The sequence below is a fragment of the Ignavibacteriales bacterium genome (genome assembly GCA_026390795.1).
Taxonomy (GTDB): domain Bacteria; phylum Bacteroidota; class Ignavibacteria; order Ignavibacteriales; family Melioribacteraceae; genus Fen-1258.
This window is the reverse complement of record JAPLFG010000003.1, coordinates 1,789,571-1,816,389: the sequence shown is the minus strand read 5'-3', so window position 1 is coordinate 1,816,389 and position 26,819 is coordinate 1,789,571. Positions and strand designations below refer to the sequence as shown.

Here is a 26,819-nt window from a genome sequence, read left to right as displayed (position 1 = left end):
AAAATGACCCTACTTATGATTATTTGGAGTAACTCATGGCTGTAACTAGCGACTCGGAGAAAATTAGTTTTCTGCGAGCGGCACCACGATTAACACAAATTATGCGCGTACTTGTCCGGCACAAATTTTTGCGTTCACTATTCGGCAAGAAACATTTGCCTCCACCAAAAGAACTACGGAAAACTTTCGAGGAACTCGGGCTAACTTTTATCAAATTCGGTCAAGTGCTTGCTATGAGGCATGATCTTCTTCCAGCCGCTTATATTGATGAGTTGGAATTGTTACACGATCATCTGCCGCCGATGGGAATCAAAACGGTCCGAGCGAGGATCGAATTCGAACTAGGTTCACCATTGATTACATTGTTCTCTTCGTTCAGTGAAACACCACTCGCAGCCGCATCAATTGCGCAAGTCCATGAAGCCACAATGCACACCGGTCGACACGTGGCAGTGAAAGTTCAACGACCCGACCTTAAACAAATAATCTCAAGAGATATTGCAGCAATGAAGTACCTTGTAAATCTGGGAGAAAAATTCTTCCCGCGTTTACGTGCACTTGATCTCCCTGTTGTGGTACATGAATTTGCAAATAGTCTGAATAAGGAAATCGACTTCAGCATTGAATCGCGTTCAATAGTACTACTTCGCACCGCCTTAGCAGATGTTAAAGGTCTTTGGATTCCTGATGTCGTTGCTGAGTATTCGAGGAAAACTGTTCTTACAATGGATTATTCCGCCGGCCAAAGGGTGGACCTTTATGCAAAGTCGAATCCGAAAGCAATGCCTCGGGTGATTAATACATTGGTAAAACTGATGCTGCAATCGATCTTCGAAGAAGGCTTGTTTCATGCCGATCCGCATCCGGGCAATGTCTTTGTTCTTCCGGACGGGCGGCTCTCTCTTCTCGATTTCGGAATGACCGGCGATCTTGATGAATCAATGCGTGAGTCCTTGATACTCCTGCTCGAATCTGTTGTCAAAAGCGATGCGCGTGCTGCAACAGAGGCATATCTCGAGATGGCACCTGCAAGTGAGGAAGTCAACCAGGCAGCATTGTTAGTCGATATAAAAGCTACGCTTTATGAAATGCACAAGAACGGTCCGGAAGATATTTCAATCGGCGATGCATTTGAGTCATTACTGAATGCCGGCAGCCGAAATGGTGTTCATAATCCAAGTGAGTTTTTCTTACTGACTCGTGCGTTCGTTCTTCTGGAATCTCTAATGAGCGAACTCGCACCTCAACATAATTATATGAAATCATTTCGCGTTGAGATATCACGTCTGACTGCGAAACATTTTTCACTTGCAAGGATAAAGGAAAAGACAACAAAGTTTGCCCGTGAAATGGAGCGCTTAATAAATGACGCCCCTAGCGATACACGCCGTATCCTCCGGCATATCGCAGATGGTAATCTTGGTCGTGTGCAAGCACCGTCTCTCGAGGCTTTGGGAAGTCGACTAAGTCACAATCTTGGAAGATTAACTGGCGCAATCGCTTTCGCGGCTTTAGTGGTTGGAGGTTCAATGCTTTTAATGACTCCGATGGGCGACTGGCACGATACTCTTGGTGTAACTATGATTTTCGGTGGGATTGTCGGCATGTTAATAACTCGTATTGGGATATGGCTTCGTGAGCGTGGACGACGTTGACGCTCGGCTATTGTTTACAACTACCGAAAAACGGCGATGGGATAACCAAGTATTATTAAAAGAATATTGATTCTAGGGGAACCTAATTTCATTATTAGTTATCTAACATGGAGTACTTTAGATAACTTTACAAACAGCTTTCTAAAAAAATTGTCGTGATATTTTGATATTTCTTAACGGTTCTGGTTGAAATGATAATTATAAATAAGAGTAAGTATTTAATACGAAATAATAATTAGGATATAAGATGAAAAAAAATATAAATATATTTTTACTGTTCATGTTTCTGTCAGTCATATCTCTTTCTGCGCAAGGAATGAGAAGCGGCGGAATGGGATTTATGTTTCCAGATACATTAGCACAGATCACTCTCTCGGGTAAAGTAACCGTAGATACATCTCTTCCAATGCCAATTTACTATCTCGATATAAACGGTGATAACACAAATGACTGCTATCTTAACTTTGGTCCCATCTGGTATACACCGGATAATTCTACAGCAGTAAGACCAAAAACGGGAGATCAAATAACTATCATCGGCGGTCAGATGAACACTTCATTGAATATGAATGGACTTCCCATGATTATTGTTTATAAAATTGATGGATTATTGTGGCGAGATCCATTCGACCCGATGTGGAATGACTTTGGAAACAATACACACATGATGGGGCAGCATGCTGGTAATTGCAGCGGTTATGCTTTTGGCGCAAGCGGAACCAAACCGCAAGATGTAACTTTATCCGGAAGAGTATTGGTAGATACAACTTATTTTATGGATCACTACTATTTAGATGAGAATAATGATGGAGAGCCGGATTACTTTTTGAACTTCGGTCCATGGTGGTATGAATCGAGCACCGGTGCAACGAGACCTAACAACGGAGATAACGTAACAATCGTTGGCGGAAAATTGCAAGCGACAAATGGTTTAAGCGTTGTTATAGTTTATCAAATAAACGGCAAAGTGTGGAGAGATCCGGTTTTAATAGGAAATAATTTCGGCGGTGGTTGGATGCGCAAAAATAATTCCAATGATAAAGTCACAAATCCATTTGATGATAAAGATTTTATGATGATGGGCAGCGGTTGGAATATGGGCGGGATGATGTCGGATTCCATGTTTGCGCGAATGCTTGAACTGAATCCTTACAATATGCCGAACGGTAAAGGACAGAATATATTTAAGGGTTACGAAATGGGCATATTCAATTCAAACGGTTCCAATGGAATGATGCAGAATGGCGGATGTGGCGGAATGATGAACTTTGGCGCTAACGGAAATATTCAATTCCATTTCGACGATAAACAAATACAAGCTTACCACATTGATAAAAACAGTTTGAGAGTAAAATACTGGAACAACCAGACTAATCAATGGACAACAATTATCAACGCTGTAATTAATCACTCTACAAACACAATTACTTTTTCTAATAGTCAGATTGCCAGCTACTATATTTTAACATCCGATAATGTTACTTTTGTTGAAGAAAGTACGGCTATTCCTACTGGTTATTCTCTCGGACAAAATTATCCAAACCCATTCAATCCAAGTACTAACATCAGTTATCAGATACCGGTTGGAAGTAATGTTACTTTAAAAGTATTCGATTTACTTGGAGAAGAAGTCGCTACACTTGTCGATGAGTTTAAATCTGCCGGCAGCTATAATTCGACATTCTCAATTCAAAATTATCAATTACCTTCCGGTGTTTATTTCTATCAATTAACCGCCGGTTCTTTTACCGCAACCAAAAAATTTATATTAATGAAGTAGCTGTTTCCATATTTTCAGCAAAGTCCTCTTCAGCGTGAGGACTTTGCTGATCTTAGATGCACTAAGGAATAATCGACTTTTCAGAAGCTGCAACACTCGTTTACATTTTAAGACGCGTAGAACTCAGAACAGAATCACATTAGATCTCCGAGAACTAAACGAACTCTATCATGATGAATTTTATTTTGATGTTTGTTCAAGCGCATTAATTCTACAGAATGATATTTATCTTCTTTTACCAAATGGTAGACCATAGCAGCATCGTGGGCTTTATTATAATGAGACCGGACGAGATCAAAAATAATTTTATGGTTGTTTGTACGAATTATCGACTCAATGATTTTTTCTAATATTTTTACTTGCGAAAAATTTTCGTGAAAACCACTCAGCAATATTCGCGCTGCATAATTCAATTTACCGGAATGTAAATCTTCTTCATAATCTAAAAAATCATCAAGTATTTGTCCCCCGGTTGACATCTCGTCTAGATAATTATCCGCAGGCTCAAATTCATCTTGCTTTTTGTTAACTGAAAATATTGCAAGAGTAGCGATCTTCAAAGCTGAAGAAAGCAAATAATATTCTTTTTCCAACTGATCGGTTTCTAAAGACCAATTATGCTGCAGTTCATTTACACTGCTAATTGCTGAATTAGTCTCAATGAGATAATCATGATAGTATTTCCAAAAATTTGCCGATGGGGCAAAATAATTTGAAAGTGTAAATTCGGCTTCGGTTAATAATAATTTAGAAATGGATCCGGAAGAGGTAATATTAGTCTGACCATCCAGTTCGTCATCGCCGATTTTAATGCTAAGGTAAACGCAAAATTGAGCCCAGAGTAGATCCTCAAGAGAATATTGCACACGTAAGAGATTCTCCGTTTTCCATTTATAGTGTATCCAGCAAGGGAGAGAGATCCAATAAGGTAATTCTTTTAGTTTGTGCGTAATACTATTCCGCAGCAAATAAACGTTTGATGATTTTAAATAATCATTCAGCAGTTCAGTTTGCTCTTTAGGCCACAAACCGGCTTTTTTCTCTAGACGAGTATTAAACGAAAACATTCAGCATCTTTTACATCTTAGTGTGCACGCGAAATTTTTTACATTTTCAAATTGCTTCAGCTCCAAGGAACTCTTATTTCTTCACTGTCAAGAAACTCATTCTCAGCTGTTTCAGATTTGGAAATTTTACTCATTTTACGATTTACTAATACCTCTTTCGGTGCCGGTGATTCATGTCTGCGTCTTTCAAACTTCACAACAGTGACCGGATCATGAATGCGGTCCATTAAATAAATAAGATCTTCTTGAGACAATTTAAAATTCGCAGAGTCGAGCGCTTTTTTCGAATCTACTAAAAGCTGGTCCCAAAATTTTTCATCTTTGAGCGCCCTATTCAGCACTTGAAGGATTGTTGCCATAACTTCTCCTGCTTATTTTTAATATTAGCCGAGTAATTTTCACCAAGGTCAATTATGTTTGACCCCACGGAACTTTACAATCCCATCCCGTAATATTATCCGTCGGTGGTATTTTAAGCTTGGGTCTCCTATACCTATCAAAAGCTAGGACAAGCGAGAAGTCCTTCAAAGCAGAGAAAAGTTTTTCTTCATCATCTACATTTAAAGAGATTCCATATTTGTCAAGAGCATGGGCTGGTTTTGCAATCAGCATATGCCAAAAATCATCGTCATAATAAGCTTTTTTAAGAACATCAAAGTAAGTAAGATTCTGTAGCATTTTTTCCTCCGATATTTAATTTGTTATTAATCCGGCAATTTTTTTAATGAATCAATTTTTTGCCGTAGATATTTACTCTCTTCATCCGAGCGACTGAATAACAATGCAGTATTAAGACTTTCAACTGCTTTTAATTTCTTGCCCGACTTTCGATAAAATTCACTCATTAATTTATAAAAGCGAGAATTCTTATGGTTAGCGGGAAGAACTTTACTTATTTCCAATTCAGCTTCTGAAAGTTTATTCCTAACAATAAGGATATTTATTAAACCGAATTGGACATCAGAATTTTTAGGGACTAATGAATTTGCTTTACGGTAGAGCCATTCTGCGCGATCATATTTTTTAATACTCAAAAACATTTCACCATGCTCGGATAATACTGATACACTGGAAGCAGTGCTCGCTCCTGATTCACGGATTTTTCTATCATATTCATTTTCGAATTTGGAAGATTCTGTGCTGTTATTTTCAATTGAAGCTAAAGATGAAAGCAAAAGATATACTTCCGAGTCTACAACTTTCAGATCGAGTGATTCTTTAAGAACGCGTTTGGCTTCAGAAAGATTATTCTGTCTAATAAAACATTTAGCGTAAAGAGGGTACAACGGAGGGTAGTTCCATTTTGATTTCAGAATCTTATTAATAGCATCGAGTGCGCCAGACAAATCGTTCAGATAGTATCTATCATCTGCCAGATTAATCAATAAAATATTATTATTTTCTGAATAAGTTAAAGCTTTTGATAATGACTGAACCTGTTTTTCAAGGTCATGTTTAACAAAAGCTCCAGCCCACTCAATCATTGCACGGTCAAATGGATCCGCGGTCGCTTCAAGTTTTTTAAGCGCATTTAATTGTTTCCGTATCTCCTTGAGATCATTTTTATCAGACAATGTCGGTATCAACCAAATCCTCGGCGAAATGAAGGTTGAATCGAGAGCAATTGCTTTTCTAAGATGTATTTCACTGCCGGGCTGCATATCATAAATCATTTTATACGCTTTCATGAATTCACCGTGCGCTTCTAAATTTTCTGTCCCATGTTGAATCCACGGCTCAATTATTTTTTTCTCGGTAGACTGCAAAACGTACAGTATAAAAAAATTATAAATATCTTTTGAAAGACTTGAAACCGTAGCGATAAGATCTTTCTGCTCTTTTACATTAGAATTAAATGAATGGAGACTTTTGCGATCCGCAGGATTCATTAACCTCAACTCTATTCGGTAACCAACGTTTTCTTTAGATATTTGACCGTCAACTAAGTAATTTGATGTTCCTGATATAAGTTTATATAAGTTCGGTGTTCGTGTAGGATTAGACGAACCGAAAGTACTTTCCAATAAACCATTCAAGCTATACGGATCATAAATCCCAAGTGCTACCAAATAATTCGCAACTATAGATTGGATTCTCTTGGGCCAATCTTTAATACTATTATCTTGTTCATCGTTGTTCAGTAATGGAATGACGCATAGATTTATTTGAGAATTTTTTGTCGGATCCACTGCGATAGCTGTTTTACTTATTGAATCAACTGTCACAGGCGTTTTAGATGTATACCATATTCCTATGATTAATAGTGAAATAAATGCCAACGACGCTAAGATTTTATTTTTGTGTTTTCTAAATGATCTTAATGAAATGACATTCAGATTTTTGCGCAGAGTGGGTTCAAACATAGTAAGTGATTTTATAACTTCCTTCATATCGTGAGGACGATTTTCCGGATTTTTTGAAAGCATGCTATAACACAAATTAATTAAATACCCCGGAACATTTTTCTGCGAATATAAATTTTGTGACGGATGCTCATGTAAAATTGAGTAAATCATAGCTTGTTCATAATCACTTTTGAAAGGAAGTCCGCCTGTCAGTATTTCGAAAAGAATGACACCAAGAGCCCAGATGTCCGTGCGGTGATCAACTTGAGTACCGCTTGCCTGTTCGGGCGACATATATGAAGCTGTTCCAACTGTCTCATTGATTTTTGTTACCATCGTGGAAGCAGACAATTTTGCAAGACCAAAATCCAAAATTTTTATGACGCCGTCTTTAGTAATGAAAATATTTTCCGGTTTTATATCTCTATGGATGATTCCATTCTCATGCGCTTTTTGCAAACCTTCAGCAATTTGTTTTGAATAATCAATTATTTCTTCAATTCGCAATTTTCCATTCACAATTTTCTGTCTAAGTGTTTCGCCTTCATAACATGCCATGCAGATGAATATTTGCCCATCTTCCGTTTCATCTATATCATGAATTGTACAAACATTATTGTGCTGGAGAGAAGATGCGGCTTGAGCTTCTTGAAAAAATCTTTTTTTAGCATCTTCGTTTCGGGTTAATTCCGGAGGTAAAAATTTTAATGCGACTGTTCTGTGAAGTTTAATATCTTCGGCTTTATAAACTACTCCCATTCCCCCGCCGCCTAATTTTTCTGTGATTCTGTAATGTGAAATTGTTTTACCGATCATACTCATTTAAAAATGTTATCTAAAATAATATACTTTACTTTCCAGTAACTTTGAACATAGACAATCTCTTTTCCGTCGTTGCTTAAATTAAAATCGTAAGTTGGTGCTAAACCATTAAAATCAAAATTCACTTGTAAATCGCTTAGGTCAGGAAAAGTGATTTTTCGTAATTCATTTTCTGACCCTTTGCGCCTATAATAGAATTCGGTGGTTGAAGCAATAAAAGAATAAATAAGATCTCTAAAAAGATAAAGTGGTTTTGCATTTTTTATACCTGATAATTTGTAAGAAGTCATTGAGTTTGTATATAATCTTTTTTGTGCGGTGCGGTTATCACCAATTGATACATATTTCCCATTTAAAATAGGTCTTACAACAATAGAATCTTCTGAAAATCTTTGAACTTCTTTAGAATCAACTGAACCCTTATATGTTGTTAGTGATAATTTAACAAATGTAAACTCTTTCTCGTTAAACCAAAGAGGCCCGAATCCATATCCCACCATTCTTGGCGGACCTGGTTTATCTGCTTGAATTAAATATACTCTCATTGAATCTAAGGGCTCATTTGTCGGACGGGCAGCATATATTATCCATTTTTTATCTGCAGACCAAGTTGGATAATTTTTGAAAGAAACATCATCCGTCAATTTACGCACATTACTTCCGTCTTTATTCATTACATATATATTGCGGATGTAGCTAATGTCATCCAGTTCTTGAGCAATAAATACAATCTCTTTCCCATCGGGCGAAAATGACGGATTCGCCCGTGCACGGTCGTCAAAAGTTAGCTGCTGTATACTGCCATTATTTAAATTCCCAAGTTTGATCTGACCAATATTTTCATGAATCTCCGAGTACAATAATCTTTTTCCGTCACTAGTAATACCCATTCTCATGTCATGGCCGCTTCCCCGTGTTAGTTGTGCAGCTTCTCCACCGGAAGCAGAAATTATCCATAAATTGATATTTCCATTTCTGTTTGATGAATAGATGATTTGATCATTTGGAGCCCATATTGGGTCATCGGCAAATTTTTTATCGAAGGTTAGTTGACGATCCGTTCCTTTTTCTAAATCCCGAATCATTAATTCGCAATACCCCTCTTTAAAATTTTTTGTCCAGACAATTGATCTCCCATCAGATGAATAATTGAATGCATTGCGGTAACCAATTCTGTTTGCAAAGGTGTCGGCAAATTCAAATCGGCGATCTAATCCATCTGGTTTGGAACTCCAGCATTCTAAAACCCTCCGGTTATATGTTATCAACTTTCTGATTAAAAATAGAATTCGTTGACCATCTGTTCGCCAATCTGCGACAGTTGCATTTTCCAATATAACTCTCTCGGAACCGCCTGATGAGGAAACGCTAATAATTTCATTAAGATTTGTATTATAATTATAACGTGTAAATAAAATTGTATTTGCATCAGGGGAAATCGTTGCATTAGGAATACTAACACTGAAATCATTTGTAACTTTTCTCGGTTGACCTTGAGAAAGGTTCATCATGTAAATATCAAATTTTCCTTTATCATCAGCAGCAGGAAATACCACCCAGTTTCCATCTTTCGACATTGTTGCATACCTGACACTTTGAAATGGTAGAGTTATTACTTGTGATTTCATATCGGGATTTAATTGTGGTCCGCGTGAAATAAATAAGACAGCAACAACTGCACAAACAATTAAAAGAACAAATAACAAAATAACCGCTAATTGTTTTTTGGATTTGCTGCGTAAAAATCCAAATGATTTTGTAGTTGGTTCAGTTATATTCTCAAAATGTTCATGGGTTGTAGTATGGTGTGTAACTCCGCCCGTTTGTTTTTTCAGCCTTCTTAGATCAATTACCATATCATGAACGTTCTGATACCGGTCTTCAGGATCTTTTTCCAACGCGCGGTTAAGCACATGAAGCATTTCCGACGGAACTTCTGATAAATATTTATTTATCGGCTCCGGTTCCTCATTTAGTATCGAGTAGATCATTGCCGCCTGATGATCTCCCCTGAATGGCAGTTTGCTCGATAGCATTTCATAAAGAAGAATGCCTAAAGAAAATATATCCACTCTACCATCAATTGCTGAATTTGATAATTGTTCAGGAGCCATATATGAGAGTGTACCGGAAGTGCTCATCGTTCGTGTAACGCCTAATCCTTCTTTCAGCTTAGCAATTCCAAAATCCATTACCTTTATTTGGTTCTTGCTGTTGATCATTATGTTATCAGGTTTGATATCCCGGTGGATAATTCCCTGCGCATGTGCTTCTTCTAATGCCTCTCCTATTTGTGTTGCGTAGTTTATAGCTTCTTCGAATCTCAAAACAGTTTCTTTCATTTTCGTTCTGAGCGTTACACCGTCAACAAATTCCATCACAATAAATTTTTCTTCATCCGCTTCTTCAATATCATAAATAGTACAGATGTGCGGGTGATTTAATTTTGCGGTCATCTGCGCTTCATTTAGTAAGCGCGCATTATCTTCATTAGAAATTGATAGGTGATGAGGTAAGAACTTTAAGGCTACAATGCGTTTGAGCTTGGTGTCTTCTGCCTTGTAGACAACACCCATCCCGCCTTCACCGAGTTTTTCTAAAATCTTATAGTGTGAAATTATTTTACCAACCACTCAATCCTCACAAAATTTTATTTCTGTGGAAATCCTTCAAGTATCCAGATATCAGATTTATAATCATAGGCTGTTGTTACTATGTTTTTGCCGTCAGGAGTTAAACAAGCAAATAAGGAAGCATTCCACCTAGTACTATAACTTCGAATATTTTTGTATTCTTTTATTATTTTGCATTTACCTCAATTGATATCAATAGAGCATAAACTTCTCTGCGTAACTCCATAAAGAATAGAACCTCCTTTAGGCCAGACCACCAAACCGACAACATTAATGCCTGGAATTGGAATCACTTTTTTCGTTTTACCATCTGTTGAAACCAGAATTAAATTTTCTCTTCCGCTCTGTCGGTAGTAAATCCATTTTCCATCGGGAGACCAATACACCCAGCCTGCGAAATCCTTAGTATTAGGAAGGATAAATTTTCCTTCCGGGTCACCTACTTTTACAATTGCCAGACCACCTGGATCTAAAGTTACTAAACACTTACTGTCGGGGGACCAGGATGTAATTAGTTCAGCATTTAACCGAGTCGGTTTACCGCCCTCAGTAGAAACAACATAAATTCTAAAACCGCTATTATCGTGGATTCTGAAAGCTAATCGAGTGCCGTCTGGAGAGAGATTTGCATATGCAATTGTAAATCTTTCTGCCTCAGGAAAATCTTGTTTGCCTATAAGCGGCCTGACATCTTCTTCATTTTTTCTTAACCAGATTTCATCTTCTCCATTACGATTAGTGATGTATATGGATTTATTCCCATTATCCGAGTATGAAATGGATGATTCATTTCGAGAAGAAGCTATAAATAGTTCTGGTTCCGATCCATCTAATGGAATTCGAATGATATTAAAATCAGAACGGCCTATTGCTAAAGCAATCCGGTTTCCATCCGGCGAAACATCACAAGAATAATTTCCTCCAGGTATTTCTTTTGTAATGTTTTTTATTTCATTTGTTTCAGTATCTCCAATAAATAGACCGTTTCCTCTATATGAAGAAGAAACTAAATTTCGCGAGTCAGGCATCCATGAAAATGGTTGAGGGGTAAAATCTTTATTGTTATGGAATATTTTAAATGGTTTTACATCATTTCCATCGGGCCAGGGTAAAATCCAGAATCCAACATCTTTAGCATCCTGACTATAAGTCGATAATCCATTTTTTTTTCCATCAGGCGAGAAGTTAATATATTTTGGAACATATCCTCCAGAAACTTCAAATGGAGCAGGCATATATTTCCGGCGTTCTCCTCCATTTGCGGGAGTAATGTAGACAGATGCAGAATATTTATCGGGTTTGTTTGCATCTTTACTTTTTACCACATCCCAACTCCAGTAAGCAATTGTTTTGGAATCGGGTGAAATAGTTGCGGCAGAAACTGATTCAATAATTTTTTTGGGCTCACCTCCGGCAAGACCTACAGAGTATAATTTTTCAGTTGAAATAAAGTAAATCAAATTTCCGTTAGGGGACCAAAATGGAGATGAAGCACTTTTCTTATCAAGATTTGTTATTTGATAAGGAATCGGTTTAGAGAGATTCCTTACAAATATTTGTGAATATCCGTTAACAACTTTTGTATATGCAATACTTTTCCCATCACGAGACCATGCAGGACTACCTTCGGGCTCAGGGTCTGTTGCCAATGGTGTGTATTTATATTTTGATAGATCGAGCGGTTCCGGCTGTGACAGGATAAGGTAAAGCAAAATCAGTGTGCATATTGTAAAAAACCCAAATAGTCCAAGTAATATCACTGCTCTTTGTTTTATTTTGTTATAATCAGCTTTATATCTTTTAGATTCTTCACTCTTTCTTGAAGTTATAACTTTTTGATGACCGGTTTTTGTTTTTGTTTTTTTGCTAGAGGCGGAGATTGACTCCAGCTTTCTTCTTACTTCCGCTACCGATTGAATTCTGTCGTTAGGCTCTTTAACCAAACATTCTTGTATTAGTAAATCGAGTTCAGTGTTTATTTCCGGTTTTATTGTTGATACAGAGGGAGCTTCCACATTCACTATTTCATACATCAATGCTGAAGAGTGCATTCCTTTGAATGGCAATTGTCCGGACATTAATTCATAAAGGACTACTCCAAGAGAAAATATATCTGCTTTGTGATCGGACTCATGTCCTAATATTTGTTCCGGCGCCATGTATCCCGCAGTTCCGGCTGTTAATCCTGCCTGCGTTAGTTTTGAAGCACCTCTAAGCTTTGCTAATCCAAAATCCATTATCACAACTATTCCATCTCTTCTCACCATTATATTTTCCGGTTTGATATCCCGATGGATTATTCCATGTTCGTGCGCTGTGCTTAATCCTTTTGCAATTTGGATCGCGATATCGAGTGACTGCTTGTAAGTGAGTGTCGGTATAACTTCTTTAAGTGTTCTTCCATCAATAAATTCCATTACAATAAATGTTTCGCCTTCATCTTCTTCAATACCGTGAATTGTGCAAATGTTGGGATGGTTTAGAATTGCAGCTGCTTTTGCTTCATGAATAAATCGCGCTTTATCGGATTCATTGGCAATAAGATGATGAGCTAAAAATTTAAGAGCCACCATACGATCAAGCGAAATGTCCTGAGCTTTATAGACAACACCCATCCCTCCTTCGCCGAGTTTTTCTAAAATCTTGTAGTGTGAAATTGTTTTACCGATCATATCTTCACTCCTAATTAAAAGGAAGAATCAGAACGATATAAATCTACAATGACTTTTAACTAAAACTTTTTACAGCTTCATCAACACTTGCATAGTTTTCGAATATTGTACTCAGTTTAGTAATCACCAATAAACTTTCTATTTTTTTAGTAACGTTAGCAAGTTTTAAGTCGCCGCCGGAGTTTTTCACAGTAGTATAACCGCCAATAAGCATTCCCAAACCGGAGCTGTTCATGTATTTAGTTTCTGCCAGATCAATAACAATATTTTTCTTTTCTTCAGCAATTAGTTTTCGTAAAGTGTTGCTAAATTCCTCATTATGCGGTGCGCCGGTTATATCTCCTTTTAATTCGATGACCGCCGCAGTATATTTTTCAACAACATTTATTTTCATAACAAGCCTCCATTATAAATGACTAATTTTTTTTATAATCAGTAATGTCATATCATCAGATTGTGGTTCATCTTTGATGTGAGATTTAACACTAGTTAAAATCTTTTGAGCAATCTCTTCACATGAATTATCTTTTATAATTGATAATTCTTCAATTAATTTTTCTTCGCCATATTCATCTTTTTGAAAATTCATTGCTTCAGTAATTCCGTCCGTGAAGATGAATAACAGATCGCCGTTCTTGAACTCAATTTCACCTTCGGAATATGGATAGTTTGGAAGACAACCGAGAATAATTCCGCCATCTTTTAATCTAGTAATTTTTCCATCATTAGAAATTAATATTGGATAATTATGCCCGGCGTTACAAAATTTTAATTTGTCAGATAATGGATCAATCATTCCTATGAATAATGTTACAAACTTTGCTGCTTCTGTGCTTCTATACAAAAGAAGATTTGAACGGTTTATCGCTTGGCAACAAGGCAGGTTAAATAATATTTGACTACGCAACGTTGCTTGAAGGTTTGCCATGAGCAATGCAGCCGGTAATCCTTTACCGGAAACATCACCAAGACAAAAAGCCATCTTGTTTTCATCAATATTTATAAAATCATAGTAATCACCGCCAACTTCTTTTGCGGGAATATTTACTGCATAGAAATCGAAGCCGTCGATAACGGGTAATCTAGCAGGTAAAAGATTTTTTTGAATCTCTGCAGCTCTTTCAAGCTCTTCCTGTAAAATTTCCAGTTTTTTTTCATCTTCAAACAAGCGTGCATTTTCTATAACATGAGCAGATTGAGCACCTATAATTGACAGCAGTCTCTCTTCATCATGTGTAAATTCGCGGTCATTTTTTTTATTGAACACAGCAAGAATTCCGATAAGGTTGCCTTTCATCAACAGTGGAACACTTATTAAAGATTTGATAATTGATTCTCCTGAAAGATTTAGTACAAATCTTGTGTCGTTTTTTAAATCATTGGAAATCAATGGACTTTTATTAAGAATCATCCACCCTGTTAATTGTAGATCGAGTTTAAGTGGGAGATTACCTTTACTTTCGTCTTCTTTTCTAATAAGAGTATGAAAGTTTTGTGAATCGGGTTTTTTATCTAATAGCATTACGGCGCACTGTTCAACTTTCAAATGCTTGATACATTTTTTAACGATTAGTTCCACAATGTCTTCAATTGAAAGTGTCGAACTGATTGCGGTAGCTATTTCATTTAGAACTGAGAGTTCCTGCACAGAAGTTTTTAGTTTGCTGTTCTCTTCTTCTAATTGGAATATTCGAATTTGATTGTTCTCAACATTTTTCAACATAAATTTGAAATATATTGATATGGAATCAAAAATATTTGAGAGCAACAAGAAATGACTGAATACTTACTCTGAATAAACTTAAAGATTGGTAAGTGAATAATCAATAAAAATAAATAATATTATACCAAGCAGTTAAAGTTTAGAAAAGTTTTACTTTGTTCATTCTGGTTCAAATTCAATTTTTGATTAACCTAAAGTACTTAGTGCATAACTACCATTACAAGGAAATTTTTTGAAGAGGATGTGAGTGGAATACATTTGATTAATTAAATCAAGAAAAGAATAGCAGATTATATACACAATCCCTCGTAATTGTGCGGGAAAGCACTAAAAAAGTTAAGATCGGACTCTAAAAGAGATTGTGGGTTGATTTCAAAATATTCTTTACCAATATTATAAATGTGAATGATATTGATATAATCGGAATGAGGGAAGTAACCGAGTTGCTATCTAAAAGTAAGATATATAAAACAATCAAACGGATGAATTCTGCCACAATTAAGATCATTTTTTATATTGGTCTTCTTTTAGTGGCTTATTCATGCAAATTTGCAGATCCAACAATTCCGGAAACTTTAATACCGGCACCTACTTTAATATCTCCGGCAAAGAACGCGATTGATATAAGCACTTCTCCTACTCTAACATGGAATGCAACTACCGACGCAATAAGTTATACATTGCAGGTATCAACCGATAGTTTGTTTTCAAGTTTTGTCTTCAACCAAAATGGATTAACGGCTTCAAATCAACAGTTAACCGGTTTGAGTAATCTAACAACATATTACTGGCGGGTTAGCGCAACAAATATTAATGGCTCATCCGGCTGGTCGTCTCCCACATGGGGATTTACAACTACAGGTTCAGCGCCCAGCATACCGTTATTATCATTACCGACAAACAATTTAGTAAATGTTAGTACTTCTCCATCGTTAAACTGGAACGCAAGTTCAGGCGCAACTAGCTATACGCTGCAAGTATCAACCAATAATTCTTTTTCAAATTTTGTTTACAACCAATCCGGACTAACAACAACGAATCAAATAGTTACAGGATTTAATTTTTCTACTGTTTATTTCTGGAGAGTTAACGCCACTAATAGTTACGGAACTTCGGGTTGGTCAACACCAATATGGTCTTTTACAACAGCAGGCCCTCCTCCTAATCCACCGACGTTATCATCTCCAGCCAACGGGGCTATTGATGTAAGCACTTCTCCAATTTTAGCATGGAACACGAGCGCAGGTGCGTCTAGTTATACATTGCAGGTTTCCACAAATAGTTCATTCACCAATTTAGTCCACAATCAATCGGGTATAACTCCTACAAACCAACAACTCGCCGGTTTGAGTAATTTGACAAAATATTATTGGCGAGTCAGCGCGACAAGTATTAACGGAACATCGGATTGGTCAACACCGGCGTGGACATTTACAACTACGGGTACAGCGCCATTTGCACCTCCATTATTTTCTCCTGTTAATAATTCAGCTGATGTTGATATATCTCCTATGTTTTCATGGAACACAAGTAATGGTGCAACTAGTTATACACTTCAAATATCTTTAAATAGTTCGTTCACAAGTCTTGTCTATGATCAAAATGGATTAACTAATACATTCCAACAAGTGACCGGTTTTAATATTTCAACGTCATATTTCTGGCGGGTAAGCGCATCAAATAGCTATGGAACATCGGGCTGGTCAATAACATGGACTTTCAAAACAAGATGTATGGGCACGCTAACCTATTCCGGTAAATCATATAATGTTGTTCAGATCGGAAGACAGTGCTGGATGAGAGAGAACCTAGACGTTGGAACGAGAATTAACAAAAACGAAGCTCAAACAAATAACGGTGTAATTGAAAAATATTGTTACGATGATAATGCCTTGGCAAATTGTACAAAATTTGGCGGTCTTTATCAGTGGGACGAAGCGATGCAATATAGCAGTATCCAAGGTGCACAAGGCATTTGCCCAACCGGATGGCATGTACCAACCTTATTTGATTTCGAAACTCTTAGCACGAGCAGTGCAGTTGATAATGATGGAAACGCATTAAAAGCCGGAGGCGAAGGAACTGCTGATGGAGCGGGAACAAACACAAGCGGGTTCTCAGCATTGATAGCCGGTTATGGCTATGATACAGGCCTCGGCGGGGTCGGCTTTGCCCCTCTTACTTTGGGATCTACCACTTTCTTTTGGAGTTCAACAAAAACTTCTGATGCTAATCATTCCTATTACCTTAATCTCTTATATAACACTAAAATTATCACTCGAGATTTTCTATATTATAGTAAGAAGAATGCATTCAGTGTTCGCTGCATCAAGGATTAATCATACATCAATTTCTTCTTTCTTTTTATTATAATTCGAATGAATTTTTGAGAAATATTTATGAATTACATTTTGCTTTCGTTCTTTCTAATATCCTTCAATTTTTTAGAAGCACAGACTGTAAGCATTACGATAGATGGAATTAATACCAATAATGCGGTTTTATTTTCTCTCCAAGGCGAAAAAACTTTTTTTATCGATTCGATTAAATCCACTCAAATAAATAAATTCAGTTATCAATTTGTCCCAACCCAACATCATCCCGGCATTTACTTTTTACAATTCGGCAACAATAGGCGAATAAATTTTATTTATGATGGAGAAGATGTAGATATTAGCGCCGATGTTAATAGTATTCCAGACTCTGTTGCAGTGAATAGATCTGAATCCAATAAGTTGTTTTATTCTTTTATTAATCTTAACAAACAGTATAAAACAAAGACAGAATTGCTGCAGTTGATATTAGCCCGCTATCCTAAAGATGATGATTATTATGCTGCGACGAGAAATAAATTTGCACAACTCCAAAAGCAATATCTGGAATTTGTGAATCTCATCTCTCAAAAAAACCCCAACAATTTTATTGCCAGATACATTAGATCATCACAATTACCGGTGGTTGACTTTACATTTCCATTGGAGAAGCAATTGGTTTTTCTGAAATCTCATGCATTGGATAAAGTTGATTTTAAGAATTCCGGATTAATCTATTCGGATGTTTTTACCAACAAAACAATTGAGTACTTAACTTATTACCGGAACCCGCAGCTTCCCAAAGAGCTTCTTGAAAAGGAATTCATGATTGCAGTTGACTCAATTCTTAACAAAGCAAAAATAAACCAGCTTGTGTATCAGCATATAACCGAATATATGATAGACGGATTTAAAAAATTCGGCTTAGAACAAACGCTCGATTATATAATTCAGAATTATGTAATCAAGGATGATCTTTGTCTCGATTCAAAAACCGAGAGTTCTATACAAAGAAGAATTGACCAGAATAAAAAACTATATGTAAATGCTATGGCTCCAAATATAATTCTGCCTGATGTTGATGGTAAAAATGTTGATCTGGAAAAAACAACTTCTGATAAATTATTAATAGTATACTATGCCAGTTGGTGCCCCCACTGTAAAGATTTAATCCCGGAGTTGAATAAGTTTTATAATGCTCAAAGAGAAAAAAAATTTGAAGTAATTGCAATCTCTCTTGACGAGAAAAAAGATGACTGGCTTGGCTTCATAAAGAGTAATAATTTGAAATGGATTAATGTTTCCGATCTGAAAGGATGGAATTCAAAAGCTGCATCTGATTATTATGTTTATGCAACTCCAACTATGTTCTTACTGGATGGGGCAAGAAAGATTCTCGGAAAACCATTATCAATTGATGAGCTAAAGCAACTATTAAAATAATTTTTGAGTAATTATTCCTTTGTATCGTAATCAGTTTCTTCTTCTTGGACCGCTGCTTTTTCTTTTCACGGGTTCACTTCTACGCGGTTTCTGAGAAACTATTTTCTTATACATTTCTGGAATCGGGATTAGCAATTCATCTTCGGGAAAAATACATTCAATTTTTTTACCTAGAAATTCTTCCAGCTTCTGAAGTTCATACGAATCTTCTTCATCGGCAAAATTAATTGCAATACCGGAAGCGCCGGCACGTCCTGTGCGACCAATACGATGCACATATTCTTCAACATCTTGAGGCATGTTGTAATTGATAACATGCGAAATCGCTTCAACATGAAGACCGCGAGATGCGACATCGGTTGCAACAAGAACACGAACTTTTCCCTCCCGGAAATTTTCCAATCTTTTTATTCGTTGGATTTGATCCACTTCTCCCGAAAGAAGAGCGCAACTAATTCCATACATTTTAAATGTTTCCACTAAACGCCTGGCTTCATGCCGCCTATTAACAAATATCAAAACGCGTTCAAGTTTTTTCTGCATTATGATATTATAAAGCAATGTTGGTTTTTCTACAATTGTTGTTATATAGGTAATCTGCTCAATACTTTGGACCGCAATATCTTCCGGCTTCACTGTAATTTCAAATGCTTGCCTCGTCCATGATTCTGCAAGACGCTTTACATCGCCCGTCATTGTAGCGCTGAAAAACATTGTCTGCCGTTTCGCTTTCTGTGGAGTAGCAATTACAATCTGTTTAACAGATGGGATGAATCCCATATCAAGCATTCGGTCGGCTTCATCAATAATTAGAATCTCCACTTTGCTCAAATCAACTAGCTTCTTTTTCATGAAATCAATTAAACGTCCTGGAGTACAAATTAGAATATCGCATGGTTCACTACGAAGAATTTTTTGCTGTTTTATATAATCCACACCGCCAAGAAGAGAAAGTATTGAACAAGGAATATACTTGCCAAGTCCGCGCGTGTCTTTTTCAATTTGCAAGACAAGCTCCCGCGTAGGCGCAAGAATTAATGCGCGCGGTGTTCCGGGTTTTCTTTTTTTATCAATCGGTTGTTTGAGAATATGATTGAAGATGGTAATAAGAAATGCCGCAGTTTTACCGGTTCCTGTTTGTGCCTGCGCAGTAACATCATCTCCGGTAAGCGATCTGGGAAGAGTCTCAGCTTGGACCTGCGTGCAATACTGAAATCCTAAATCAAAAACTGCGTGCAGTATTTCTTTTGCCAAATCAAAATCGTGAAAACGCGATTTCCCGTCAACCACTGGAACTTTAAATAATGAATCATCCCATGGTTCAGAGGAAATAATTTGAGCCGGACGAGGGATGCTTGGCGTACTCGGCGGTGTACTTGAAAGAGTTGTTTTTTTTCGAGTACTTTTTTCATGACGAAGACGGTATTCTTCGCGCGTTTCTTTTTTATGAGGTTCACGAGGATGATGTACACCGCTTGGTTTAGTTTGAGAATGTGGCTTCTGTTTTTGAGCAGATGGTTTCGAATCGATTGGTTTTGATGTTGATGCACCTGAAACAGATTTTGGTTTAGCACCAAAGAAGGCTTTGAATTTTGTTATATATTTTTTAAGCAAGATTGACTTTGAATTTGTGTAATAAACGTAAATTTGTGGTGTAATATAAGCAAAATGAGATTAAAGAATGAGCGGTTATGTATAAATGATAACGCTTTAATTAATTTCAATACTCTTGCTTTAATTCCGTTAAGTTTTACCATGAATTTGCTCACTGATCAACCTAATTTTAAAAGCGATGTTTTTGCATATTAATTTTCTCATTATAGATTCGATAATTAATCAAAAACCTTAATTGAAATGCCCGTTGATTGCAAAAAGTGTGTTTATTTTAGAATAACATGGGAAAAAAACCGCCCTTATGCTTGCAAAGCATTTGGATTCAAATCACTGCATCTTCCATCAATTGAGGTATTCTCGGCAGCCGGGAAAGAGTGCTTGAAGTATTCACCTAAACTACATGTGAAGAAGTAGCAATCCTTGTTCATGCTGAGATACAAAGCTCAACAAGCATGAAGATCAAAAAATCAGTTTATAATTTATTTATTATTGCGTGTTTTGTGAATTAAAGAATATAGTTTAATAAACTGTTGAAATAGTTTAAAAGATCATTGTTCCATTGATTAACTACGCGATAAATCGCGGGGTTAGAAAACAAAGCGCAATGTCAGAACCGTTTTAACGGTTTACATTCTAATTCACAAAACGGGTTAATATAATTTTTTAGTGTATTAAAGAAAGTCTAATCAATTTTATATGTGAGCCGACGTTATTCTTTTTATGCCATTTCATAAGTCCATCCATTCATTATCACCAAAAGGAAAGTGAAAATTTTTTGCCCTCTGTAACTTTTTGAATTATTGATTCGTCATAATGCCAAATGAAAGGACATGGCTATGAAGAAAATCTTTTACTGTTTATTAACACTTACACTATTACAAATAAAAATTTCGGCACAGAGCGGACCGAGAGTAGCAGCAACCATTAATAAATCAACAGGACAAGGCGTTATCTCCGGTAAGGTCATAGACGCTTCGGTCAATTCTCCAATCGAATACGCAAGTATAATTCTTCTCTCAAAACAAAATTCTCAAATGGTTAACGGAATTGCATCTGATAAAAACGGGGAATTTTTGTTATCCGGAATTCCCAACGGAGTTTATAATCTGTCTATTTCATTTATCGGCTTTAAGAAAAAAGAGATTAACGATGTTCAGATTTCGGATGGAAGTCAATTTGTAAATCTAAAAGAGATAAAACTTCTTTCGGATGCAGTTACTATGAAAGAGTCCGAGGTGATTGCAGAAAAAAGTGCGGTTGAATTTAAGATTGATAAAAAAGTTGTTAATGTTAGCCAGAATTTATCTGCGACAGGTGGAACCGCCGTTGATGTTCTTCAGAATCAACCGTCGGTTCAAATTGATGCCAACGGAAATCTTTCCTTACGCGGCAGCGGTAATTTTACAGTAATGGTTGACGGAAAACCAAGTGTTCTTCAAGGAACCGATGCATTAAGACAGATTCCAGCAAACATTATTGATAACATTGAGATCATAACCAATCCATCCGCCAAGTACGATGCCGAGGGAACGGCCGGTATAATAAACATCGTTACAAAGAAAACCAATGTTACAAATACAAGCGGCATTGCAAACAGCGGAGCGGGTTCGCGGGATAAATATAACGGCGATTTTAATCTTGGTTACCGAACTCCGGATTATAATCTCAATATCGGCGGAGATGCCAGACGGTATAACAATTTTCAAGATATAAGTGTAGACCGGACACAATTAAGTACAACCGGAATAAATTCTAGGGCGAATATCCATAACAAGCGTGACGCCTTCAATGGAAGATTTGCTTTCGATAGATATTTCTCTGATAAAGTTACACTTGGAATCACAGGTTCTTATGGTTACGTTGACATGAACATGGGTGTAAATACTTATAATAATGTTTCCGACTTAATGGAGAACTCCTCTGGAAGTTACGCTCATACAGATGATCAGAGTAAAACCACAGCCGAATATTTTAACGGATCATTAAATTTCAGTAATATCTTCACGCCAAAAGTAAACGATCTCTATTTTGAAGCGACATTCACTAAATTAAAATTGCCGTCAAATCAATTTACGACTGAAAATACTATTCTCTCAGACGGTACAACTCAAATAAATTTAAGGGGAAGAGAAAATAATACATCAAGGATCGACTCTAGAATCAAGTTGAACTATAAACACAATCTTGTCGATAAAAATACTTTTGAAACCGGACTTCAGGCAACTCTCTTTTACAAAAAGATCGATATAATAAGTAAAGATTTTAATAACGATTCTCAGCTTTGGATATTAAATAACACGTTCTCAAACAATTTTGATTTCAGAAATAATATCTATGCGGCGTTCGCAACATACACAGACAAAATTTTAGGATTGGATTATCAAGCCGGAATGCGTCTTGAATATACGGATCGATTATTGGATCAGTTGACAAGTAATGTTCAATTCAAGTATCAAAAGCTTCATCTCTTTCCAACGTTGAACATTTCCAAAAAGATAAGCGAAGATCAGCAGATGCAATTCAGTTACAGCAGAAGAATTCAAAGACCTTATGACGGACAGTTGAATCCGTACACGTATTTCTCTGATACATATACTTCTACCGGCGGGAACCCATATTTGGTTCCTTCGTTTACGCATTCGCTGGAATTGAATTATCAAAAATCTTTTACCGGTGTTTATTTAACAGTGCAAACATATTTCAGAAAAACCGAAGATGGTATTGAGCAACTTCAAGAGGTTGATAATACCGGAAGATTGAATTTAATACCAGAGAATGTTTTGAACACAACATCGGCTGGAGCGGAAATAACTGCCAATGTAACTTTTGCTCCATGGTTTAAGATGGATCCGGTATTTAATTTTTACCATTTCACTTTGGAAGAAAAACCTCAGCTCGGGATCCAAGGACAAAATACATTTTCGTGGGATGCCCGTTTGAATACAACTGTAATGCTTTCGGCAGCAACACGTATTCAATTCTTTACAAATTATTATCCCAAGAATGTTACTTCACAGGGTGAAATTAAAACTTTCATGATAATCGGCGCATCGGTTAGACAAGAATTCCTTGAAAAACAATTGATTGCTACATTAAGCGCGCAGAATTTATTTGGTCAGACAAAATTTAATATTGTTTCAAACGGAACAGGATTTACGTCAAACTTATTTGTAAGGCCCGAAGCCCCGATATTTAATTTATCATTAAGCTATAATTTCAACAATTTCAAACGACGTTCTAATGAGCAAGTTGATGTTAACGTGAACTCCGGTTTTTAACTTACCGGTGCGATTTTAATAGTTTTCAATCAAAGGTCATATAGCTGAAAGGTTTATATGACCTTTTTAATTTGAGCAGACGGAAATTCATCAATTCTGAGATCAATATTTAATTGATTGGTTCTTCGCCGGGATAATTTTTTATGATTTATTTCTGACTTTTCAAAACTTTATATTTACAACCGTATAAAATATAAGAGGTGTTTATGAAAAAATTCTTTGCCGCGTCAGTATTCTTTTTCGTCATGTTTACAAATTTTATGTTCGCTTCTTCCGAAGGAAGATTCGTGCGCGATCCGGATATCAATAAAAACAAAATTGTTTTCACATATGAGGGCGATCTTTGGATTGTAAATTCTAACGGCGGAACTGCCGCAAGGTTAACAACTTTTCCAGGTGATGAAAGCTCCGCAAAATTTTCTCCGGACGGTTCAACGATTGCATTCACGGGTTCTTATGATGTTCCCTACAATGTTTACACTATTTCAACTGACGGCGGCGAACCAAAGAGAATTACTTACAATCCGGGCGGCGGTCAGTCGGTCTGCTGGACTCCGGATGGAAAGCGAATTGTATTCAGATCAGGATTTGAAAATTATATCATGCGGGATGGAAATCTTTACTTCATTGACAAAGATGGTTCTGTACCGGAACGATTTCCTCTGGAACGCGGAGTGAGGTGCAGTTTCTCAGAAGACGGAACAAAATTTCTTTACGTCAGAAAAGGACCGGAAGAATATAACTGGAAAAGATATAAAGGCGGATGGTATACAGATATCTGGATGTACGATTTCAAAGAAAACAAATTTACTCCGATAACAGATTACGTTGGCAAAAATGCATACCCAATGTGGATTGGAAAATTTATGTATTTCGTTTCCGATAGAGTTGGCGGAGTTGCAAATATTTTTAAAGAAAACCTTGACACAAAAGAAATTACTCAGATAACAAAGTATACCGATGTTGATGTAATTACCCCGTCAAACGATAAAGATCAAATTGTTTATATGCAGGATGGTTATTTAAATATACTTGATACCAAAACCGATCAATCAAAAAAGATTACAGTCGATGTTCCATCTGACCGGTGGGAATTAAGAGACAGAGTGATCAACCCGAAAGATTATATTCACTATGCAACAATTTCTAACGATGGTCAATCTGCAGCTGTTGAAGCGCGGGGAGATTTATTTACAGTTGCAGCCGATAAAGGAAATACTTCCAATCTTTCAAATTCACCCGGCACAAGGGAAATGTATCCGCAAATTTCTCCAGATGGAAAATGGATCGCATTCTTTTCTGATAAAAGCGGCGAATATGAATTATATATTCAAAAAGTTGACGGAGGAGAATGGATTCCATTAACAAGTTCGCTTAAGGAAACCAATTACCATCTGCTTTGGTCGCCGGATGGGAAAAAAATTCTTTTCGGCAATAAAGATTTTAAAATTTTCTATCTAGATGTTGATTCAAAAAAACTTGTTAAGGTTGATGAATCGAATCAGATGAAGAACGATGAATTCTATTGGGAGATAAGCGATTACAATTGGTCACCTGACAGCAAATGGATCTGTTATAGTTTCGTTCAATTTAATAAAAACAGCCAGATTTTTATTTACAGTCTAGATCAAAATAAAAAGTATGCGGTAACGGATGATTTTTATGATAACCTCTACCCATCATTTGACGCCAACGGCAAGTATCTCTACTATGTATCAAGCAGAAATTTTGAAATACAAATGGATTTTTACGAAGACAATCATGTTGTCTCCGAACCTCAGAAAATAATGGTAGTTCAATTGCAGGATGGAGAGAATCCTCCTTTCGCAGACCCAGTAAAAAAAGAAGAAGCTAAAGAGTCGAAAGGATTCAAAATTGATACAGAGGGATTAATGAAAAGAACTTATCCCCTTCCTGTTGAAGCTGGAAATTATTTTTATTTGAAAGCGGGAAACGGAAAGGTGCTTTGGTGCTCGGTTCCAAAATTTACGGAAGCAGAATATGAAGAAATTTTCAAACCGAAAGGCGCTACAAAATGGGATCTTCACATTTTCGATATGAAAGAGAAAAAAGAAAATGTATTTAGCGATAAGGTCAGAAGTTTTGATCTCTCCACAAACGGCGAGCAAATGATCGTTCGCAAAGGATCGGATATTTTTACTTCTTCTGTTAATGATGCATACAAATCAAAAAATGTATCTGATAAATTGAATGTAGAAGGAATGTCATATACAGTAAATGTTCAAAAAGAATGGAATCAGATTTTTGACGATACTTGGCGCTGGTACCGGGATTTCTTCTTCGATCCGAATATGTTCAATATGGATTGGAAAGGATTGGGAGAAAAATATAAATCGTACATTCCTTATTTGACTTCAAGAAATGATTTGAATTGGGTTCTGCTTCAGTTAGTAGGTGAATTAAGTGTTTCTCACACTTACATAGGCGGAGGCGATACCGGCTCTAAGAAAGCTCCATCAGCTACAAATCTTTACACCGGATGGCTCGGTGCCGATCTAATCAAAGACGGAAAAACATCTTACTATAAGTTTGATAAAATTTACGGACCAACTGAATATAATTTAGATTTGAAATCCCCGCTCGTTAGACCAGATATCGATCTTAATGAAGGAGATTATCTAATTGCAATAAACGGAAAAGAAATTAAAGCTCCGGAGGATTACAATAAATATCTTCAGGTAACAGACAAACAGAAAATTTCTGTAACCGTTAATAATAAACCATCTTCAGAAGGTGCAAAAACGTATGAAATTGAACCGATTAGAAATAATTCTCAGCTTAGATATTACAGGTGGCTCACCGGAAATATCAATAAAGTGTTAAAGGCAACAAACGGAGAAGTCGGTTACATGCATATAAATGCAATGAATGACGGCGGCATTGGCGAATTCGATAAATTTTGGAGAGCGTTCAGATATAAAAAAGGAATTATAATTGACATGAGGAGAAATTCCGGCGGATGGACCGAATATTTTATGACCGATAAGCTAAAAAGGAAAATGGTTGGCTATAATGTTCTTCATGATATGGTACCGTTCAGATATCCGGGAAGTACATCAACGGGTCAATTTGTAGTGCTGTCAAATGAATATAACGGTTCGGACGGCGAGGCATTCCTGGAAGATTTCAAAGCAAATGGTTTAGGAAAAATAGTGGGCGTTCCTTCCTGGGGCGGATTGACAGGAATATTAAATCAGCAGTCAACAATTGATAACGGATACGTCGAGCAATCGAACAACGGTTTCTTTGGCAAAGAAAGTAAATGGTGGATCGAAAACCACGGCGGCGATCCGGATATTTATATTGATAACGATCCGGCATCAGTTCAGCAAGGAAAAGATGTTCAGCTGGATAAAGCTATTGAAACTGTTTTACAGGAAATAAAAGATCATCCGTTTACATTTCCATCTCAACCGCCTTATCCAAACAAAAAATAAAAAGGCATATGAGGAAT

General features: G+C 36.7%; 15 protein-coding genes. 6 read left to right on the top strand and 9 right to left on the bottom strand.

Annotation, left to right across the window (positions count from 1 at the left end; genetic code table 11):
• The first annotated feature begins 35 nt into the window (after nt 1–35).
• Together NTX65_11585 and NTX65_11580 are read left to right on the top strand one after the other, a co-directional pair.
• Nucleotides 36–1,655: an AarF/UbiB family protein gene (locus NTX65_11585; protein ID MCX6169977.1), complete on the top strand. Its 1,620-nt coding sequence runs from the start codon at nt 36–38 to the stop codon at nt 1,653–1,655.
• A 247-nt stretch (nt 1,656–1,902) separates the two neighbouring features.
• Entirely contained in the window at nt 1,903–3,435 is a 1,533-nt protein-coding gene (locus NTX65_11580) for a T9SS type A sorting domain-containing protein (protein ID MCX6169976.1), read from the top strand.
• Between the two features lie 134 nt (nt 3,436–3,569).
• On the opposite strand, the gene NTX65_11575 is transcribed toward NTX65_11580, so the two are convergent.
• From NTX65_11575 to NTX65_11540, 8 genes are all read right to left on the bottom strand, one after another.
• Nucleotides 3,570–4,502 carry a hypothetical protein gene (locus NTX65_11575; GenBank protein ID MCX6169975.1) on the bottom strand — a complete coding sequence of 311 codons (933 nt, stop codon included), beginning with the start codon at nt 4,500–4,502 and terminating at the stop codon, nt 3,570–3,572.
• Between the two features lie 56 nt (nt 4,503–4,558).
• Nucleotides 4,559–4,861 (bottom strand): hypothetical protein, encoded by a 303-nt coding sequence (locus NTX65_11570; protein ID MCX6169974.1) that lies wholly within the window; start codon nt 4,859–4,861, stop codon nt 4,559–4,561.
• Nucleotides 4,862–4,913: 52 nt separating this feature from the next.
• A complete protein-coding gene (locus tag NTX65_11565) occupies nt 4,914–5,180 on the bottom strand; it encodes a hypothetical protein (protein MCX6169973.1) in 267 nt (88 codons plus the stop codon).
• A gap of 26 nt (nt 5,181–5,206) precedes the next feature.
• A complete protein-coding gene (locus NTX65_11560; GenBank protein MCX6169972.1) occupies nt 5,207–7,663 on the bottom strand; it encodes a protein kinase in 2,457 nt (818 codons plus the stop codon).
• Between the two features lie 2 nt (nt 7,664–7,665).
• Nucleotides 7,666–10,302, bottom strand: a complete 2,637-nt coding sequence (locus NTX65_11555) for a protein kinase (protein ID MCX6169971.1) — start codon at nt 10,300–10,302, stop codon at nt 7,666–7,668.
• A 182-nt stretch (nt 10,303–10,484) separates the two neighbouring features.
• Complete coding sequence (locus tag NTX65_11550; protein MCX6169970.1) at nt 10,485–12,974, bottom strand: protein kinase; 2,490 nt, start codon at nt 12,972–12,974, stop codon at nt 10,485–10,487.
• 55 nt (nt 12,975–13,029) lie between these two features.
• Entirely contained in the window at nt 13,030–13,368 is a 339-nt protein-coding gene (locus NTX65_11545) for an STAS domain-containing protein (protein ID MCX6169969.1), read from the bottom strand.
• Nucleotides 13,369–13,380: 12 nt separating this feature from the next.
• Nucleotides 13,381–14,697, bottom strand: coding sequence for a SpoIIE family protein phosphatase (locus NTX65_11540; protein MCX6169968.1), 1,317 nt, complete (start codon nt 14,695–14,697; stop codon nt 13,381–13,383).
• A gap of 359 nt (nt 14,698–15,056) precedes the next feature.
• On the opposite strand from NTX65_11540, the gene NTX65_11535 reads away from it, so the two are divergent.
• Together NTX65_11535 and NTX65_11530 are read left to right on the top strand one after the other, a co-directional pair.
• Nucleotides 15,057–17,036, top strand: a complete 1,980-nt coding sequence (locus NTX65_11535; GenBank protein MCX6169967.1) for a hypothetical protein — start codon at nt 15,057–15,059, stop codon at nt 17,034–17,036.
• A 60-nt stretch (nt 17,037–17,096) separates the two neighbouring features.
• On the top strand, nt 17,097–18,452 hold the full coding sequence (locus NTX65_11530; GenBank protein ID MCX6169966.1) for a thioredoxin-like domain-containing protein: 1,356 nt from the start codon (nt 17,097–17,099) through the stop codon (nt 18,450–18,452).
• A gap of 30 nt (nt 18,453–18,482) precedes the next feature.
• On the opposite strand, the gene NTX65_11525 is transcribed toward NTX65_11530, so the two are convergent.
• On the bottom strand, nt 18,483–20,066 hold the full coding sequence (locus tag NTX65_11525; GenBank protein ID MCX6169965.1) for a DEAD/DEAH box helicase: 1,584 nt from the start codon (nt 20,064–20,066) through the stop codon (nt 18,483–18,485).
• Between the two features lie 836 nt (nt 20,067–20,902).
• Here NTX65_11525 and NTX65_11520 point away from each other — a divergent pair.
• Together NTX65_11520 and NTX65_11515 are read left to right on the top strand one after the other, a co-directional pair.
• Nucleotides 20,903–23,344 carry a TonB-dependent receptor gene (locus NTX65_11520; protein MCX6169964.1) on the top strand — a complete coding sequence of 814 codons (2,442 nt, stop codon included), beginning with the start codon at nt 20,903–20,905 and terminating at the stop codon, nt 23,342–23,344.
• Between the two features lie 206 nt (nt 23,345–23,550).
• Nucleotides 23,551–26,802, top strand: a complete 3,252-nt coding sequence (locus tag NTX65_11515) for a S41 family peptidase (protein ID MCX6169963.1) — start codon at nt 23,551–23,553, stop codon at nt 26,800–26,802.
• Nucleotides 26,803–26,819: the final 17 nt, after the last annotated feature.

What these genes read in the sequence shown, in the direction of transcription:
- NTX65_11585 (MCX6169977.1), top strand. Translation starts at nt 36, where the DNA reads ATGGCTGTAACTAGCGACTCGGAGAAAATTAGTTTTCTGCGAGCGGCA.
- NTX65_11580 (MCX6169976.1), top strand. Translation starts at nt 1,903, where the DNA reads ATGAAAAAAAATATAAATATATTTTTACTGTTCATGTTTCTGTCAGTC.
- NTX65_11575 (MCX6169975.1), bottom strand. Translation starts at nt 4,502, where the DNA reads ATGTTTTCGTTTAATACTCGTCTAGAGAAAAAAGCCGGTTTGTGGCCT.
- NTX65_11570 (MCX6169974.1), bottom strand. Translation starts at nt 4,861, where the DNA reads ATGGCAACAATCCTTCAAGTGCTGAATAGGGCGCTCAAAGATGAAAAA.
- NTX65_11565 (MCX6169973.1), bottom strand. Translation starts at nt 5,180, where the DNA reads ATGCTACAGAATCTTACTTACTTTGATGTTCTTAAAAAAGCTTATTAT.
- NTX65_11560 (MCX6169972.1), bottom strand. Translation starts at nt 7,663, where the DNA reads ATGATCGGTAAAACAATTTCACATTACAGAATCACAGAAAAATTAGGC.
- NTX65_11550 (MCX6169970.1), bottom strand. Translation starts at nt 12,974, where the DNA reads ATGATCGGTAAAACAATTTCACACTACAAGATTTTAGAAAAACTCGGC.
- NTX65_11545 (MCX6169969.1), bottom strand. Translation starts at nt 13,368, where the DNA reads ATGAAAATAAATGTTGTTGAAAAATATACTGCGGCGGTCATCGAATTA.
- NTX65_11540 (MCX6169968.1), bottom strand. Translation starts at nt 14,697, where the DNA reads ATGTTGAAAAATGTTGAGAACAATCAAATTCGAATATTCCAATTAGAA.
- NTX65_11530 (MCX6169966.1), top strand. Translation starts at nt 17,097, where the DNA reads ATGAATTACATTTTGCTTTCGTTCTTTCTAATATCCTTCAATTTTTTA.
- NTX65_11520 (MCX6169964.1), top strand. Translation starts at nt 20,903, where the DNA reads ATGAAGAAAATCTTTTACTGTTTATTAACACTTACACTATTACAAATA.
- NTX65_11515 (MCX6169963.1), top strand. Translation starts at nt 23,551, where the DNA reads ATGAAAAAATTCTTTGCCGCGTCAGTATTCTTTTTCGTCATGTTTACA.